We start from the raw sequence: 16,402 nt of genomic DNA, 5'->3' as shown, positions 1-16,402 counted from the left end.
TGTCCGCACCATGGACCAGCGACTAGTCGGGCGCAGCGGTCTGTCGGTGTCCAGGATCGGGCTCGGCACGATGACCTGGGCCCGCGACACCTCCGCCGAGGAGGCGACAGCGCAGCTCACCGCCTTCGCCGAGGCCGGCGGCACGCTGATCGACACCGCGGACGTGTACGGCGGCGGCGACGCCGAGCGCCTGATCGGCCGGCTCATCCGCGACGTGGTGCCGCGCGGGGAACTGGTGATCGCCACCAAGGCGGTGCTCACCCCCGGCGGGGAGCGGGACGCCTCCCGCCGTCACCTCATCCAGGCGCTCGACGCCTCCCTGGCCCGGCTCGGGCTGGAGGAGGTCGACCTGTGGCAGCTCCACGCGTTCGACCCCCGGGTGCCGCTGGAGGAGACGCTCGCCGCCGTCGACTTCGCCGTCTCCACCGGCCGTACGGCCTACGCGGGCGTGTGCAACTACACCGGCTGGCAGCTCGCGGCCGCCGCCACCTGGCAGCGGTGCGGCGACGCGCGGGCCCCGATCGTCGCGGCGCAGGTGGAGTACTCCCTGCTGGCCAGGGACGCCGAGGAGGAGCTGCTGCCGGCCGCGGGGCACGTGGGCGCCGGGGTCCTCGCCTGGTCGCCGCTGGGACGCGGCGTGCTGACCGGCAAGTACCGCACCGGGATCCCCGCCGACTCCCGCGCCGCCACCCCGCACTTCGCCGAGTTCGTCCGGCCCTACCTGGACGAGCGGTGCCGCAGCATCGTGGAGTCGGTGACCACGGCGGCCGAGGGGCTCGGCGTGTCGCCGCTCGCGGTGGCGCTCGCCTGGGTGCGCGACCGCCCGGGCGTGTCGTCGGCGATCGTCGGCGCGCGCACCCACGCGCAACTCCTCGGCGTGTTGCAGGCGGAGAAGCTGACGCTGCCGTGGGAGATCCGCGAGGCTCTGGACGACGTCTCCGACCCGTGAGCGCCGCGCCCGGTCGCGAGGCGAACGAGAATCGTCCTCACGTATCACACATCGATACCGAACTGCAACTTTCTACTGCATAACCCCGCGCTCTGGCGAAGAGTGACGGGTATGTCGGGGGATGGACCAGAGACTGCGGAAGGGGACACATGGGGATCGTAGGCAAGGCCTCCGCGATCTCCGCCGGGGCTCTCGCGATCGCCCTGGCCGGAGGACTCCCTCTCGCCGCATCCCCGGCACAGGCGCTCGACTGCACGGGGGGCGGTGGCCTGCTCTCGGGCGTCACCGGCGGTGTCTGCTCACTGGTCGACGGCGTGGGCAAGCTGACGGACGGCGTGACCGACGTCGCGGACAAGGCCACGGGCGGGGTGACGGAACCGGTCACGAAGGTCGTGGACGACACGTTGACGACGACCACCAGCGCCGCGGGCACGGCGGTCCACGACGTCGGCAAGGCGGTCGACAAGGCCGGCCAGACGCTGACCGGAGCGGCGGACACCGCGGTCGGCGCGGCGAGCGGAGCCGCCGACACGGCGACCGGAGCGGCGGCGCAGGCGGTGACGGGCGGATCCGCCGCCACGCACAGCCCCGCCCCGAGCGTCCAGAAGCTCACCGACGGGCTGACCCGCGCCGTCCAGGGAACCTGCCTGCCCCTGGTCGCTGGCGAGGGCTGTGCGTCCCAGGGGCACCGCGAGAGCGGCGAGGACGCGGAGGGTGCGCGGCACGCACGGCCGGCCGGCAAGAAGCCGGCCCGGCCGAATGCGTCCATGACCCCAGAGGGCACCCTTCCGCGCGAGCCGTACCGGCCGCGTCTCGTCGCGGCGCACGAGGACGCGCCGGACACGACGCACCGCCGGTCCACGGTGGACCCGGACGAGGACGGCGTGATCCCCCTCCTGTGGCCCGGGCAGAAGCTGCCCGGGCTGCCCGAGCTGCGCGGCGGCCCCGGGGGGGCGCCCGCGCACGCCTCCCGGTCCTACGACGCGGCGGGGACGGCCCTCACCGCGGCGCTGCTGCTGTCCGCGCTGCTGGCCACCCGCGTGGTCTCGGCACGGCGGGCGCGCGCCGGGCAGCAGGAGCCGCGCGAGTCGATCCCGCTCGAGGGCGGCCTGCGGCTGCCCGGCAGGTCGGGGCGTCACCGGCTCGCCTGAGCCCGGCCTCCCCGGCGCTCAGGAGTACCAGGTGGGCTCGGGAATCTCGTCCCGGAGGCGGTAGACCCCCACCTCGCGGCGCTTGTACGCCACGGGGTCGTGCAGGGTGTGGGTGCGCACGTTGCGCCAGAACCGGTCGAGCCCGTGGCGGGACGCGGTCGATCGGGCGCCGGTGGCCTCGAAGACACGCGAGGTGACCTCCAGGGCCACGTCGGTGGCGTGCGCCTTGACCGCGGCCACCCGCACCTCGTGCTCCCCGCGCAGCCGGGGGGTGACCTCGTCCGGGTTGAGGTGGAACCACAGGCCCTCCCGGGCGACCTCGTCGGCCAGCGCCTCGGCCGCCCACAGCTTGGCGGTGAGGTCCCCATAGAGGTCGATGACGTACGGCTCGTCGACCGCGCGCTCGTGTCCGCCGTGCAGCCACGGGCGGGTGTGCTCCCTCGTGTACGCCAGCCCGGTCTCCAGCGCGCCGCGGGCGATGCCCAGGTAGAAGTTGACGAACACGAGCTGGATGGTCGGCACGTTGAGAGTGGCGTAGACGCGCGGCCGGAACTCCTTGTCCACGTATCCCAGGGCGTCGCTCCACGGCGCGCGCACGCCGGAGACGGTGACGCTGCCGCTCTCGGTCAGCCGCTGGCCGATGTTGTCCCAGTCGTCGTGGAAGGCGAGCCCTTCGGAGCCGGAGGGGACGACGGCGAAGACGTGCTTGTCAGTGCCCTCCAGCACGCCCTCAAGGACGGTGACGTCGGAGACCTTGCTGCCGGTGGAGAAGGTCTTGCGGCCGTCGAAGACGAGGGTGTCGCCCTCGTCGCGCACGACGATGTCCCGGTCGCGGGGGTTGACGGCCCCGCCGAAGAACCACCGGTGCCGTGCGGCGCCGGCCTCGATCCGCTCCCACTGCTCGCGGGTGCCCACCAGGCGTGCCGCCCAGTTCCACAGGTAGTGGTAGCCGAGCAGCTGACCGATCGAGCCGTCGGCCGCGGCCACCTCGCGGACGACCCGGTAGGCGGTGGGCCAGTCCTGCCCCGCGCCGCCGTGCCCGGCCGGGCCGAGCAGCGTGACCAGGCCCGAGTCCTTGAGCAGCCCGATCTCGGCGTACGGGGTCTTCGCGGCCCTGTCGCGCTCGGCGGCGTCCACCGCGAGGACGGCCGCCACCTCGCCGGCGCGCGCGATCCACTCGTCGGGAGTGCGCGGCGCGGGTCCGTCCGTCCACTCCGTCCGGCTGGCGTGAGCGATGGTCACGTGTCGTCTCCTCTCGTGTGCGGCGCGTCGCGCCGGCTGTCGCTCACCAGGTTAGGCAACATTCTCTACTTGTTGAGTAGGGAAATCGCCGAACGACCGGTAGGGTCGCCCTTGAACACCCCCTGACAAGGTGGACGACGATGCGCATCGAGCAGCTTGAGTACATCCGCGCGGTGACCCGCCTCGGCTCGTTGCGCCGGGCGGCCGACCATCTGCACCTGTCCCAGCCGGCCCTGAGCGAGACCGTGCGCAACCTGGAGCGCGAGCTCGGCGTCGACCTGCTGGAGCGGCGCCGGTCCGGCGCCACGATCAGCGACAAGGGCCGCGAGCTGCTGCCGTACATCAACGGCGTGCTGGAGGCGGTGGACCGCCTGCGCGGCGCGGCCGACGAGCAGCACCACATGGCCCGCATGGTCAGGCTGGGCACGGTCAACGCGGCCACCGTCCCGCTGCTGATCCCCGCCGTACGGGCCTTCCGCGAGGCCCATCCGGCGACACAGGTCGAGGTCGTCGGCGCGCAGCAGGCCGAGATCCACCGGCGCATCCGGGAGGGCAGCTTCGACCTGGGGCTGGTGAACTACCTGAGCGGCGACGACCTGCCGCCCGACCTCGCCACGACCGAGCTGCTGCGCGGCCGCCCGGTCGTGTGCGTACGGCCGGACAGCCCGCTGGCCTCGCTGCCCGCGATCGAGGTCGCCGACCTGCTCCGCGAGCCCCTGATCGTGATGCGCGCCGGCTATGTCATGCACCGTCTGGTGCACCGTCTCCTCGGCGGGCGGGCGCCGTCGTTCTCGTATTCGACCGACGGCGCCGAGATGGGCAAGCTCATGGTGGCCGAAGGGCTCGGCGCCACCGTGCTTCCCGAGTTCAGCGTGGCCGGCGACCCTCTCCTGCGCAACGGCGCCATCACCTACCGGCCGCTGGCGCAGCGCGTGGCGGAGGTCCTCCTGGTGATCCAGTCGCAGCGCTCCGCCTCGGGCCCCCGGGTGGCCCGCGACCTCCACCGGCTCCTTGTGGACCGGGCACGCGAATGCCGCACCGGCGCACGGGCACGCGCCGCCGGGTGACAGGGCGGCCCTATCACTCCCCCGCCGATCGCGTGTGGAACTCCGGGCGGCGTCGCCGTAGGATCCCGAGTATCTGAGTAGGAAATATCTGGAAGGGGTCCTTCGTGTCCGCGAACGTCAGTCCCGAGCCGCTGCGGTTCGCCTACTGGGTGCCCAACGTCAGCGGCGGGCTCGTCACCAGCACGATCGAGCAGCGCACCGACTGGAGCTACGACTACAACCGGAAGCTGGCGGTGCTCGCCGAGGACAACGGCTTCGAGTACGCGCTGTCCCAGGTGCGCTACATGGCCAGCTACGGCGCCGCGTACCAGCAGGAGTCGACGAGTTTCAGCCTGGCGCTGCTGCTCGCCACCCGGCGGCTGAAGGTGATCGCCGCCGTGCATCCGGGCCTGTGGCACCCGGCGGTGCTGGCCAAGCTGCTGAGCACCGCCGACCACCTGTCGGGCGGCCGGGTCGCCGTCAACGTGGTGAGCGGCTGGTTCAAGGGTGAGTTCACCGCCCTGGGCGAGCCGTGGCTGGAGCACGACGAGCGCTACCGCCGGGCCGAGGAGTTCATCCGCGTCCTGCGGGCGAGCTGGACCGAGGACAAGGCGGAGTTCCAGGGCGACTTCTACCGGCTGCACGGGTACGACCTGCAGCCCAAACCGCTCTCCGCACCCGGCCGCCCGCACCCCGAGATCTTCCAGGGCGGCAACTCCACCGCCGCGCGAGCCATGGCCGGCCGGGTGTCGGACTGGTACTTCAGCAACGGCAAGGACTTCGACGGCGTCACCGAGCAGGTCGAGGAGGTCGGCGCGGCGGCGCGGGCCCACGGCCGCCGGGTGAGGTTCGGCCTGAACGGCTTCCTCATCGCCAGGGACACCGAGGCCGAGGCGCGCGCGACGCTGCGCGAGATCGTGGCCAAGGCCGACGTCGAGGCCGTCCACGGGTTCCGCGACGCGGTCCGGCAGGCGGGCAGGTCCGCCCAGGACGGACGGGGGATGTGGGCCGACTCCTCGTTCGAGGACCTGGTGCAGTACAACGACGGCTTCCGCACCCGCCTCATCGGCACGCCGGAGCAGATCGCGTACCGGGCGATCGAGTACAAGAAGCGCGGCGTCGACCTGCTGCTGCTCGGCTTCCTGCACTACCACGAGGAGGTCGAGTATTTCGGCCGCCACGTGCTGCCCATCATCCGCGAGCTGGAGGCGGAACTCGCGGCGCAGGGCGCGTTCCCGGTGGAACCGGCCCGGGCCTGACACCATGACCGATCTCACGACCGTCCCCGCACCCGTTCACGCATCGGGGACCGCGCACGTCGTCACCGGCGACGAGGAGGCCCTCGCCGTCGCCGCCGAGCTGGCCGGGCGGTTCGCGAGCGGCGCCGCCGAACGGGACGCCCGCCGGGTGCTCCCGGTCGCCGAGCTGGCCGAGCTCTCGCTGAGCGGCCTGCTCGGCATCACCGTCCCCCGTGAGCACGGCGGCGCCGACGTGCGGACCGCCACGCTGGCCGAGGTCGTCCGCCTGCTCGCCACCGCCGACCCCAACATCGCCCAGATCCCGCAGAGCCACTTCGTGTACGTCAACGTGCTGCGGCAGCGGGGGTCGGCGGCGCAGCGGGCGTTCTTCTTCGCCGAGGTCCTGGCGGGCAGGCGGTTCGGCAACGCCCAGTCGGAGGCGGGCACCAGGCACGTGCAGGACTACCGCACCCGCCTGCGCCCCGCCGAGGACGGCGGCTTCGTCCTCGACGGCGTCAAGCACTACTCCACCGGCGCCCTTTTCGCCGACTGGATCACCGTGCTGGCCAAGGACCCCGCCGACCGGCTCGTCGTCGCGTACGTGCCGGCCGGCGCGCCCGGCCTCACGATCGTGGACGACTGGGACGGCATGGGCCAGCGCACCACGGCCAGCGGCACGGTCCGGCTGGAGGGTGTGCGGGTGCCCGCCGACCGCGTCGTCCCCCACCACCTGACCTTCACCGGGCCGCAGCTGCACGGCGCCCACGCGCAGCTGCTGCACGCCGCGATCGACGTGGGCATCGCCCGCGCCGCGCTCACCGAGGCGGCCGAGTTCGTCCGCACCCGCAGCAGGCCGTGGTTCGAGAGCGGGGCCGACCACGCCGCCGACGACCCCCTGACCATCCAGCGCTTCGGCGAGCTGGAGGTCTCCGTACGGGCCGCCGAGGCCCTGCTGGGCGAGGCCGGGCGGGCGGTCGACCGCGCGCGGGAACGGCTCGACGACGAGACCGCCGCGGCGGCGTCCATCGCGGTCGCCACGGCGAAGGCCTTCGCCGATCCGGCCGCCGTCGAGGTGACCGACGCGCTGTTCGAGGTGGCCGGCACCAGGTCGGCGCTGGACTCGCTCAACCTGCACCGGCACTGGCGCAACGCCCGCACCCACACCCTGCACGATCCCGTCCGCTGGAAGATCCAGCACATCGGCAGGTACGCGCTGAACCGGACCCTGCCCCCGCGGCACGGCCTGATCTGATCCGGTCCCATCTGACGGAGGTTCCGCCATGTCCACCATCGTCGTCCTGTCCGGCAGCCCCTCGGCGGTCTCGCGTACCGCCGCCCTCTGCGCGCACCTCGCCGACCGGCTGCGCCTCCTCGGCCACGAGGTCGACGGCGTGCAGGCGCGCGACCTGCCGGCGGAGGCGCTGCTGTCGGCCGACACGCGGCATCCGCGCATCGCCGAGGTCGTCCGCCTCGTCGAGGAGGCGGACGGCGTCCTGGTCGCCTCCCCCGTTTACAAGGCCGCCTACAGCGGGCTGCTGAAGACGGTGCTCGACCTGCTGCCGCAGTTCGCGCTCGCGGGCAAGGTCGTGCTGCCGGTCGTCACCGGCGGCAGCCCCGCCCATGTGCTGGCCATCGACTACGCGCTCCGCCCGGTCCTGACCTCGCTCGGGGCCGACCACGTCGTGCCGGGATGGTTCGTCCTGGACCGGCACATCGCGGTCCGCGACGGCGAGGCCGGCCTCGACCCGGAGCACGCCGCCCCGCTCTACCGCGTGGTCGACGCCTTCGCGTCGGCCGTGGCCGCGCGCCGCCCGCTGCTGGCCGCGTCCTGAAGGGAATGCCATGACACTGACGTTCCACTGGTTCCTGCCCACGTACGGCGACAGCCGTCACCTCGTCGGCGGCGGGCACGGCACCGACATCACCACGGCCGGCGGGGACCGGCCGGCCTCGCTGGCGTACCTCGGCCAGATCGTGCGCGCCGCCGAGCAACTCGGCTTCGAGGGCGCGCTCACCCCGGCGGGGGCCTGGTGCGAGGACGCCTGGCTGACCACCGCCATGCTGGTCGCCGGGTCCGAACGGCTGAAGTTCCTGGTCGCCTTCCGGCCGGGGCTGCTGTCGCCCACGCTCGCCGCGCAGATGGCCGCCACGTTCCAGCGGCATTCGGGCGGGCGCCTGCTGGTCAACGTCGTCACCGGCGGCGAGGACCACGAGCAGCGCGCCTACGGCGACTTCCTCACCAAGGACGAGCGCTACGAGCGCACCGACGAGTTCCTGACGGTCGTACGCGCCCTGTGGCGCGGGGAACGGGTCACCCTGGCGGGCAGGCACGTCGGCGTCACCGACGCCGCGCTGAGCCGGGTGCCGTCCCCCGTCCCCGCGGTGTACTTCGGCGGGTCGTCCCCGGCGGCCGGGCGGGTGGCGGCGCGGCACTGCGACGTCTACCTGACCTGGGGCGAACCTCCCGCGCAGGTGGCGGAGAAGATCGGCTGGATCCGCCGGGAGGCGGCCGCGGCCGGCCGCGAGGTGCGCTTCGGGATCCGGCTGCACGTCATCAGCCGGGACACCTCGGCGCACGCGTGGGCGGAGGCCGAGCGCCTGCTGTCCGCGCTCGACCCGGCGGTCATCGCGTCGGTCCAGGCAGGTCTCGCGCGCAGCGGGTCGGAGGGGCAGCGGCGCATGCGGGCCCTGCACGGGGGCCGCACCGACGCGCTGGAGGTCTCGCCGAACCTGTGGGCCGGGGTCGGCCTGGTCCGCGGCGGCGCGGGCACGGCGCTCGTGGGCAGCCACGCCGAGGTGGCGGAGCGCGTCGAGGAGTACCACGCGCTCGGCGTCGACGAGTTCGTGCTGTCCGGTCACCCGCACCTGGAAGAGGCCTACTGGTTCGGCGAGGGCGTCCTGCCCCTGCTGCGTCGCAGGGGGCTGTGGCGGCACCCGGTGGACACGCTGGAGGACCCGGCTCCTGCCGCCATCCCGTTCGCCGGCGCCCCGTCCCGGTGAGTGTTCCGGTGACGCTTGTTCCGGTTACGCCGTCCTGATGCCGTGCCGCGGGCCCCGGGCGGGACCGGCCGATCGATTCGCGCCGGCCCGCCGGACGTCAGGAGCCGGCATGCCGCCGGCGGACGCCGTCAGGCGCCCATCGCGTGGACGCCGCCGTCGACGTGGACGATCTCACCGGTGGTGGCGGGGAACCAGTCGGACAGCAGCGCGACGCACGCCTTGGCGGCGGGGGCGGTGTCGGCCAGGTCCCAGCCGAGCGGGGCCTTCTCCGGCCAGGAGTCCTCGAACTCCTTGAACCCGGGGATGCTCTTGGCCGCCATCGTGCGCAGCGGACCGGCGGCGACGAGGTTGACCCGGATTCCGTGCTTGCCGAGGTCGCGGGCGAGGTAGCGCGAGCAGGACTCGAGCCCTGCCTTGGCCACGCCCATCCAGTCGTACACGGGCCACGCCTTGGTCGCGTCGAAGTCCAGGCCGACGACCGCGCCGCCCTCCTTCATCAGCGGCAGGCAGGCGACGGCGAGCGACTTGAACGAGAACGTCGAGACGTGGACCGCCGTGGCGACGTCCTCCCACGAGGTGTTGAGGAAGTTGCCGCCGAGGCAGGACTGCGGGGCGAACCCGATCGAGTGGACGACTCCGTCCAGCCCGTCGAGGTGCGCGCCGACGCGGTCGGCCAGGGTGTCGAGGTGGTCGTTGTCCTGCACGTCGAGTTCGATCACCGGCGGCGGCTCGGGCAGCCGCTTGGCGATGCGCTCGACCAGGCTGAGACGGCCGAAGCCGGTCAGCACGACCTGGGCGCCCTCCTCCTGGGCCAGCTTCGCCACGTTGAAGGCGATCGACGCGTCGGTGAGGACGCCGGTGACCAGCAGTCGCTTCCCGTCCAGCAAACCCATGTCCAGCTCCAGTCTGTCGTCCGCTCGGTGGCCTGTTCGGTGGCCTGTTCAGTGGCCTGTTCAGTGGCCCATGCCGAGGCCGCCGTCGACGGGGATGACCGCCCCGGTGATGTAGGAGGCGTCGTCGCTCGCCAGGAACCTGACGACCCGGGCGATCTCCTCCGCCTGCGCCTGCCGCCCGAGCGGGATGCTCTTGCGGATCTGCTCCTGCTGCGCCTCGTCGAGCACCGCGGTCATGTCGGTCTCCACGAACCCCGGCGCGACCACGTTGACCGTGATCCCGCGCGAGCCGAGCTCGCGGGCCAGCGACCGGCCGAAGCCGACCAGGCCGGCCTTGGAGGCGGCGTAGTTGGTCTGGCCGGCCGAGCCGGACAGGCCGACGACGGAGGAGATCAGGACGATGCGCCCGCGCCGCAGCCGCAGCATGGGCCGCACGGCCCGCTTGGCGACGCGGTACGCGCCGGTCAGGTTCGTGTCGATGACGTCGGTGAAGGTCTCCTCCTTCATCATCGGCAGCAACGTGTCCTTGGTGATCCCCGCGTTGGCGACGACCACCTCCACCGGGCCGTGCTCGGCCTCGGCCTTCTCGAAGGCGGCGTCGACGTCGGCGGAGCTCGTCACGTCGCAGCGAACCCCGAACAGCCCCTCCGGCGGCTCGCCGGAACGGTAGGTGATTGCGACGGCGTCCCCCGCGGCGGCGAGCTCACGGGCGATCGCGAGACCGATGCCGCGATTTCCGCCGGTGACGAGTACAGAGCGAACCATGCGACCGACGGTATCGGCTACTTGGGGGTAGTCCTCTTGTCCGCTGGACACAAGATCACAGGGTTAGGATCGTGGACATGCGCCAGATCGACCCCGACTTCCTCGCCCTGCCGCTGCGGCGGCTGGCGGACGCGGCCCTGCAGCGCGCCCGTGACCTGGGAGCCGAGCACGCCTCGTTCCGGCTCGAACGCGTGCGCGCCGAGACGCTGCGCCTGTTCGACGCCCGGCTCGAGGGCTCCTCGGACGCCGACGACCTCGGCTTCGCCGTACGGGTCGTCAAGGACGGCACCTGGGGCTTCGCGTCCGGGATCGAGCTGACCCCGGAGGCGGCGGCCCGGGCCGCCGAGGAGGCCGTGCGGGTGGCGGCGGTCAGCGCGCCCATCAACCGCGAGCCGGTGGAGCTCGCCCCCGAGCCGGTGTACGACGACGTGACCTGGGTCTCGTCCTACGAGGTCGACCCGTTCGACGTGCCGCTGCCGGACAAGGCGGCGCTGCTCGCGGAGTGGTCGTCGGGTCTGCTCGGCCGGGTCGACCACGTCTCGGCCTCGCTGACGCAGGTCAAGGAGCAGAAGTTCTACGCCGACACGGCCGGCACGGTGACCACGCAGCAGCGGGTGCGGCTGCACCCCGTCCTGACGGCGATGCGGGCCGACGGCGACCGGTTCGACGACATGCGCACGCTGGCCCCGCCGGTCGGCCGGGGGTACGAGTACCTGACCGGCACCGGCTGGGACTTCCCCGCCGAGCTGGCCGAGATCCCCGACCTGCTGGACGAGAAGCTCAAGGCGCCCTCGGTCGAGGCCGGGCCGTACGACCTGGTGGTCGACCCGTCGAACCTGTGGCTCACGATCCACGAGTCGATCGGCCACGCGACCGAGCTGGACCGGGCGCTCGGCTACGAGGCGGCCTACGCCGGCACCTCGTTCGCCACCTTCGACCAGCTCGGCAGCCTGCACTACGGCTCGCCGGTGATGAACGTGACGGGCGACCGCACGGTCGAGCACGGCCTGGCCACCGTCGGCTGGGACGACGAGGGCGTGGCCGGCCAGTCGTTCGACATCGTCCGCGAGGGCACTTTGGCCGGCTACCAGCTCGACCGGCGGATGGCGCTGCTCAAGGGGCTCGGCCGGTCGAACGGCTGCGCCTTCGCCGACTCCCCCGGGCACGTGCCGATCCAGCGGATGGCGAACGTGTCACTCCAGCCCGCGGCGGACGGCCCGTCCACCGACGAGCTGATCTCCCGGGTCGGGCACGGCATCTACGTCGTCGGCGACAAGAGCTGGTCGATCGACATGCAGCGGTACAACTTCCAGTTCACGGCGCAGCGGTTTTACAAGATCGAGAACGGCCGGCTGGCCGGGCAGCTGCGCGACGTGGCCTACCAGGCGACCACCACGGACTTCTGGCGCTCGATGGAGGCCGTCGGCGGTCCGCAGACGTACGTGCTCGGCGGCGCCTTCAACTGCGGCAAGGGCCAGCCGGGCCAGGTCGCTCCGGTCAGCCACGGCGCCCCCGCGGCGCTGTTCCGCGGCGTACGGATCCTCAACACCGTCCAGGAGGGTGGCAAGTGAGCGACGGGGTGACCACACCGCAGGAGACGGTGGAGCGGGCGCTCGCGCTGAGCGGGGCCGACGGCTGCGTCGTGATCGCGGACGAGGGCTCGACCGCCAATCTGCGCTTCGCCGGCAACACGCTGACGACCAACGGCGTCGCGCGCTCGTCCCGGCTCACCGTGATCTCCGTCGTGGGCGCCGGGGTGGGGGTCGTCTCACGCTCCGCCGTACGCGCCGATCAGCTCGGGGACGTGGTGGCCGAGGCCGACCGCGCCGCGCGGGAGGCCCGGCCGTCGGAGGACGCCCGGGCGCTGGTGGGGGGAACCGCCGGGGAGGGCTGGGAGCGCCCGGTGGAGCCGACCTCCATCGACGTGTTCCGGGACTTCGCCCCCGCGCTCGGCGAGGCGTTCGCCGCCGCCGACGCCTCCGGCCGCAGGCTGTACGGCTTCGCCGAGCACATCGTGACCTCGACGTTCGTCGGCTCGTCCACCGGCCTGCGGCTGCGCCACGACCAGCCGACCGGGCGGCTCGAACTGAACGCCAAGTCGGCGGACATGTCGAGTTCGGCGTGGACGGGCGTGGCCACCCGCGACTTCTCCGACGTGGACGTGGCCGCCCTGGACGAGACGCTCACCCGGCGGCTGGACTGGGCCAAGCGGCGGATCAGCCTGGAGCCGGGCCGCTACGAGACGCTCCTGCCCGCGACCGCGGTCTCCGACCTGCTGATCTACCTGTACTGGGCGGCGGGCGCGCGGGACGCCGCGGACGGCCGCACGGTGTTCTCACGGCCCGGCGGCGGCACCCGGGTGGGCGAGCGGCTCTCACCGCTGCCGATCTCGCTGCACAGCGACCCGGCGCGGGCCGGCGTCGAGTGCGCGCCGTTCGTCGTCGCCCACTCCTCCGGCCGGGAGCAGTCGGTCTTCGACAACGGCCTGCCCCTGACCCGCACCGAGTGGATCAGCGACGGCACCCTGGCCAACCTCGTGCAGACCCGGCACTCGGCCGAGCTGACCGGCCTCGCCACCACCCCGCAGATCGACAACCTGATCATGACGGGGCCCGAGGGCGGCCGCTCGCTGGAGGAGATGATCGCCTCGACCGAGCGGGGCCTGCTGCTCACCTGCCTGTGGTACATCCGCGAGGTCGACCCACAGTCGCTGCTCCTGACCGGTTTGACCAGGGACGGCGTCTACCTCGTCGAGAACGGCGAGGTCGTGGGCGAGGTGAACAACTTCCGGTTCAACGAGTCGCCGGTCGACCTGCTCGGCCGCCTCACGGAGGTGGGCGCGAGCGAGCAGACGCTGCCGCGCGAGTGGAACGACTGGTTCACCCGCGCCGTCATGCCGCCCGTCCGCGTGCCCGACTTCAACATGTCGACGGTCAGCCAGGCCAGCTAGGCGTCAGTACACCTGGCGCGGTCGCGATCCCGCGCGAGCTCCCGGGGGAACCCGGCCTCGGCGAGCGCGTCCAGCGGCGCCGACGGTCCGGGAAGTGCCGGCGCGGCGCGGACAGCGTTGTGCGCACGTCGCCGGGACGACGCGCCCGGCCCGCCACCGATCGTCACCGCGCGGCGGAGCGGAAGGGCGATCCGGTGGCCGGTGCCAGGGCCTCACATCGCCTCATTCGGCGTCCTCCAGGCGGAAGCCCACCTTCATGCCGACCTGGAAGTGGGCCACCTCGCCGTCCACGATGTGCCCGCGCACCTCGGTCACCTCGAACCAGTCCAGGTGCCGCAGCGTCTGGGCGGCCCGCCTGACGCCGTTGCGGATGGCCTGGTCGACGCTTTCGGCCGAGGTGCCCACTATCTCGGTCACCCGGTAGGTGCGATCCGACATCATGTCCTCCTGCCTGTGCCTGTCGCGTGATCGTATCGCCGTGCGGGCGTCACCCCGCCTCACCCCGGGGTCTACCGTGGAAACCGTGAATCCATGGCGCTGGTTGAGAAAAGACCGCCCGGTCGTTCACCAGGTGACGGACGCCCAGCCGTCGCTGACCGACGACGTGCGCAAGCGGGAGATCAGTTACCTCATCAAGATGGGCATCCGGCTCGTCTGCCTGATCCTGGCGGTGGCGGTACCGGCCCCCTGGCCCGTCAAGGCCCTGTTCGTCGCGGGGGCCGTTCTTTTGCCATACCTTGCCGTAATCGGGGCTAACCAAAGAGGTCATGAGCCTCCTCCGCCCCCGGGCTTTACGTCACCTGACCAAAACGAGATACCACGCCATCGACGCGAGATCGGGTCGTGACAAAGTCTTGACGCAACCCATGGGTTGGAGGTGTACAGTTTAGCCAAGCGCTCTGGTCCCCCGTCGGAGCGCTGGTGCCGGCGTTCCGGGCCCCCGTCGGAACGCCGATGAAGCGGCGCCGGGTGGTTTGCCCCCGTAACCACCCGGCGTCGCCCTTTTCTGACATCTTTACACGGACCTCACGGACCGGCCGTCGCGGTCGTCCCCCCCTAGGAGACGGCCCTTCCGCCGAACGGCCCCCGGCGCCCGCCCTTCCCCCTCCCGCGGCGCGCCGGGGCCGTGGCAGCAGGTGTCAGGAACCGGGGCTGTCAGGAGTCACGAGTGTCAGGAGTGGCGGGCGCCTCCGCGGTCGCCCGCGCCCAGTCCTTCGCCATCCGGGACAGCCGCTCCATCGCGTCCGGCGGCGCGGTGCCGGCCCCCTGCGCCAGCCCCAGCAGGTAGGCGGTCAACGGGGCGGCCGGCCGCGCCACGCCGTGCGCCACATCCCTCGTCAGGTCGAGCACCGCGGTCCGGTCCACCCTGGCGGGGTCGATGCCCAGCTCGCGGCAGACCAGCGCCGCCCATTCCTCCAGCACGTTCACGCGCACTCCCTTCACCCCACGTCCCACGGCCCGTTCGCGGGCCGCGCGGAGATCGTCGACGGTGTCGCAATCGAACCACGGCGGGATCTCGCCCGGCGCCACCGGCGGGCGCACGGGCGCCGGCGCCAGCGGGCCGAGCAGCCCGCGCAGCGACCGCCCCGGGTACGCGCCGAGCGCCGCCCGCAGCGTCGCCGTCCGCCACGCTCCGGTGAGCCACTGCTCACGGCCCTCGTCGTCCACGAGCACCGCGCCCGCGCCGCCCTCGGGCACGGCCGCCAGGAGTGCCCCGACGTGACCGGCGACGACGAACGGCAGGTCGGCGGCGAGCAGGACGACCAGCGGGGAGGTCACCTCGGCGAGCCCGGCACGCAGCGCCGGAACGGGCCCGCCGCCCGGCGGGTCCTCACGGGTGAAAAGCACGCCCGGCATGTCCCTCAGCGGGCCCACCACGACCACGGTGCGGGCGTCGCGGACCGCCGCCGCCACGCGCTCGACCAGGGGCAGTCCGCCGACGAGCGCGCCCGGCTTGTCCGCCCCGCCGAGGCGCTCGGCCCGGCCCCCCGCCAGGATCACGGCGTCGTACGCCGCGACTCCGGTTCCGACGCCGGCGCCGGTTCCGGTTTCGTGGACAGGACGCACGGCGGACTCCAGGACTCTTCGGGGCCCCGTCAGCCGCCGATGGCCGACATCGGACGGGCCGGCTGCAGGAACGCGGGATCGTCGATGCCGTGCCCGGCCTTCTTCCCCCGCACCGCCGCGACCCATCGCTCCGCCAGTTCCTCGTCCGAGGCGCCCGAGCGCAGCGCCGTACGCAGGTCGGACTCCTCGGTGGCGAACAGGCAGTTGCGGACCTGGCCGTCGGCGGTGATCCGGACACGGTCGCAGGCGCCGCAGAACGGCCGGGTGACCGAGCCGATCACTCCCACCCGCTGCGGGCCGCCGTCGACCAGGAACAGCTCGGCGGGGGCGCTGCCCCGCTCGCGCGGGTCGTCCTCGGCGAGGTCGAAGGAGTCCTTGAGCAGCCCGAGGATCTCGTCGGCCGTGATCATGTCGTCGCGGCGCCAGCCGTGCTGGGCGTCGAGCGGCATCTGCTCGATGAAGCGCAGCTCGTATCCCCGGTCGAGGCAGTGGCGCAGCAGCGGCACGGCCTCGTGCTCGTTGACGCCGCGCATCAGCACCGCGTTGACCTTGACCGGTGTGAGCCCCGCGGCCGTCGCGGCGGCGAGCCCGTCCAGCACGTCGCGCAGCCGGTCGCGGTGTGCGAGCCGGACGAACACGTCACGGTCGAGCGTGTCCAGCGAGACGTTGACGCGGTCGAGGCCGGCCCGCGCGAGCGGCTCCGCGAGGCGGACCAGGCCGATGCCGTTGGTAGTCAGCGACACCTGTGGACGCGGGCGCAGCGCGGCGGTCGCGGTCACGATCTCGACGAGCTCCCGCCGCAGCAGCGGCTCGCCACCGGTGAAGCGGACCTCCCGGATGCCGAGCCGCCCCACGCCGATCGTCACCAGGCGGACGATCTCCTCGCCCGTGAGCAGTTCGGGTTTGGGCAGCCAGTCGAGGCCCTCGGGCGGCATGCAGTACGCGCACCGCAGGTTGCACCGGTCGGTCAGCGACACCCTCAGATCGGTCGCGACCCGGCCGAACGAGTCAACCAGCACGAGAGGACCTCCAACCCCCAGAGAGCCTCAAGCCTAAGCCCTGCCGTCATGACGGCGACAACCTCGCCGTCCCCGCCCTGAT

At 72.9% G+C, this 16,402-nt stretch carries 16 protein-coding genes; 10 read left to right on the top strand and 6 right to left on the bottom strand.

All coding sequences use genetic code 11. The features are described from left to right. Positions 1-10: 10 nt before the first annotated feature. Both HHX41_RS08310 and HHX41_RS08305 read left to right on the top strand, forming a co-directional pair. Positions 11-949 (top strand): aldo/keto reductase, encoded by a 939-nt coding sequence (locus tag HHX41_RS08310; RefSeq protein WP_169985803.1) that lies wholly within the window; start codon positions 11-13, stop codon positions 947-949. A gap of 149 nt (positions 950-1,098) precedes the next feature. Then, on the top strand, positions 1,099-2,100 hold the full coding sequence (locus HHX41_RS08305; RefSeq protein WP_182905450.1) for a hypothetical protein: 1,002 nt from the start codon (positions 1,099-1,101) through the stop codon (positions 2,098-2,100). Between the two features lie 18 nt (positions 2,101-2,118). On the opposite strand, the gene HHX41_RS41645 is transcribed toward HHX41_RS08305, so the two are convergent. Continuing rightward, a complete protein-coding gene (locus tag HHX41_RS41645; protein WP_310741840.1) occupies positions 2,119-3,342 on the bottom strand; it encodes an acyl-CoA dehydrogenase family protein in 1,224 nt (407 codons plus the stop codon). A gap of 140 nt (positions 3,343-3,482) precedes the next feature. On the opposite strand from HHX41_RS41645, the gene HHX41_RS08295 reads away from it, so the two are divergent. From HHX41_RS08295 to HHX41_RS08275, 5 genes are all read left to right on the top strand, one after another. After that, complete coding sequence (locus HHX41_RS08295) at positions 3,483-4,409, top strand: LysR family transcriptional regulator (protein ID WP_182905449.1); 927 nt, start codon at positions 3,483-3,485, stop codon at positions 4,407-4,409. 104 nt (positions 4,410-4,513) lie between these two features. Beyond that, positions 4,514-5,647 carry a dimethylsulfone monooxygenase SfnG gene (gene sfnG / locus HHX41_RS08290; RefSeq protein WP_169985808.1) on the top strand — a complete coding sequence of 378 codons (1,134 nt, stop codon included), beginning with the start codon at positions 4,514-4,516 and terminating at the stop codon, positions 5,645-5,647. A gap of 4 nt (positions 5,648-5,651) precedes the next feature. Next, on the top strand, positions 5,652-6,878 hold the full coding sequence (locus tag HHX41_RS08285; RefSeq protein ID WP_182905448.1) for an SfnB family sulfur acquisition oxidoreductase: 1,227 nt from the start codon (positions 5,652-5,654) through the stop codon (positions 6,876-6,878). Positions 6,879-6,906: 28 nt separating this feature from the next. Next, entirely contained in the window at positions 6,907-7,458 is a 552-nt protein-coding gene (gene ssuE / locus HHX41_RS08280; RefSeq protein ID WP_169985812.1) for an NADPH-dependent FMN reductase, read from the top strand. 10 nt (positions 7,459-7,468) lie between these two features. Continuing rightward, positions 7,469-8,626: an LLM class flavin-dependent oxidoreductase gene (locus tag HHX41_RS08275; protein ID WP_182905447.1), complete on the top strand. Its 1,158-nt coding sequence runs from the start codon at positions 7,469-7,471 to the stop codon at positions 8,624-8,626. A 128-nt stretch (positions 8,627-8,754) separates the two neighbouring features. Here HHX41_RS08275 and fabI read toward each other — a convergent pair whose 3' ends face one another. Next, positions 8,755-9,519 (bottom strand): enoyl-ACP reductase FabI, encoded by a 765-nt coding sequence (gene fabI, locus HHX41_RS08270; protein ID WP_169985816.1) that lies wholly within the window; start codon positions 9,517-9,519, stop codon positions 8,755-8,757. 60 nt (positions 9,520-9,579) lie between these two features. Continuing rightward, a complete protein-coding gene (fabG, locus tag HHX41_RS08265) occupies positions 9,580-10,284 on the bottom strand; it encodes a 3-oxoacyl-[acyl-carrier-protein] reductase (protein ID WP_169985817.1) in 705 nt (234 codons plus the stop codon). Positions 10,285-10,361: 77 nt separating this feature from the next. On the opposite strand from fabG, the gene HHX41_RS08260 reads away from it, so the two are divergent. Both HHX41_RS08260 and HHX41_RS08255 read left to right on the top strand, forming a co-directional pair. Then, positions 10,362-11,855, top strand: a complete 1,494-nt coding sequence (locus HHX41_RS08260; protein WP_169985819.1) for a TldD/PmbA family protein — start codon at positions 10,362-10,364, stop codon at positions 11,853-11,855. After that, the gene (locus tag HHX41_RS08255; RefSeq protein ID WP_169985821.1) at positions 11,852-13,234 is read left to right on the top strand and encodes a metallopeptidase TldD-related protein; all 1,383 of its coding nucleotides are present in this window, start codon (positions 11,852-11,854) and stop codon (positions 13,232-13,234) included. Before HHX41_RS08260 ends, HHX41_RS08255 begins: the two co-directional genes overlap by 4 nt. Positions 13,235-13,456: 222 nt before the next feature. Here the strand turns inward: HHX41_RS08255 and HHX41_RS08250 are convergent, their stop codons facing one another. Beyond that, positions 13,457-13,672 carry a dodecin gene (locus tag HHX41_RS08250; RefSeq protein ID WP_079314915.1) on the bottom strand — a complete coding sequence of 72 codons (216 nt, stop codon included), beginning with the start codon at positions 13,670-13,672 and terminating at the stop codon, positions 13,457-13,459. A gap of 85 nt (positions 13,673-13,757) precedes the next feature. Here HHX41_RS08250 and HHX41_RS08245 point away from each other — a divergent pair, with 85 nt between their 5' ends. Further along, the gene (locus HHX41_RS08245; RefSeq protein ID WP_310741839.1) at positions 13,758-14,081 is read left to right on the top strand and encodes a DUF3099 domain-containing protein; all 324 of its coding nucleotides are present in this window, start codon (positions 13,758-13,760) and stop codon (positions 14,079-14,081) included. Between the two features lie 308 nt (positions 14,082-14,389). Here the strand turns inward: HHX41_RS08245 and HHX41_RS41640 are convergent, their stop codons facing one another. Both HHX41_RS41640 and moaA read right to left on the bottom strand, forming a co-directional pair. Continuing rightward, positions 14,390-15,301 carry an NTP transferase domain-containing protein gene (locus HHX41_RS41640; RefSeq protein ID WP_310741838.1) on the bottom strand — a complete coding sequence of 304 codons (912 nt, stop codon included), beginning with the start codon at positions 15,299-15,301 and terminating at the stop codon, positions 14,390-14,392. Positions 15,302-15,330: 29 nt separating this feature from the next. Continuing rightward, entirely contained in the window at positions 15,331-16,320 is a 990-nt protein-coding gene (gene moaA / locus HHX41_RS08235) for a GTP 3',8-cyclase MoaA (protein ID WP_182905445.1), read from the bottom strand. Positions 16,321-16,402: the final 82 nt, after the last annotated feature.

Source organism: Microbispora sp. H13382, from assembly GCF_014161445.1.
GTDB lineage: Bacteria > Actinomycetota > Actinomycetes > Streptosporangiales > Streptosporangiaceae > Microbispora.
This window is presented reverse-complemented; position numbering and strand designations above follow the sequence as displayed.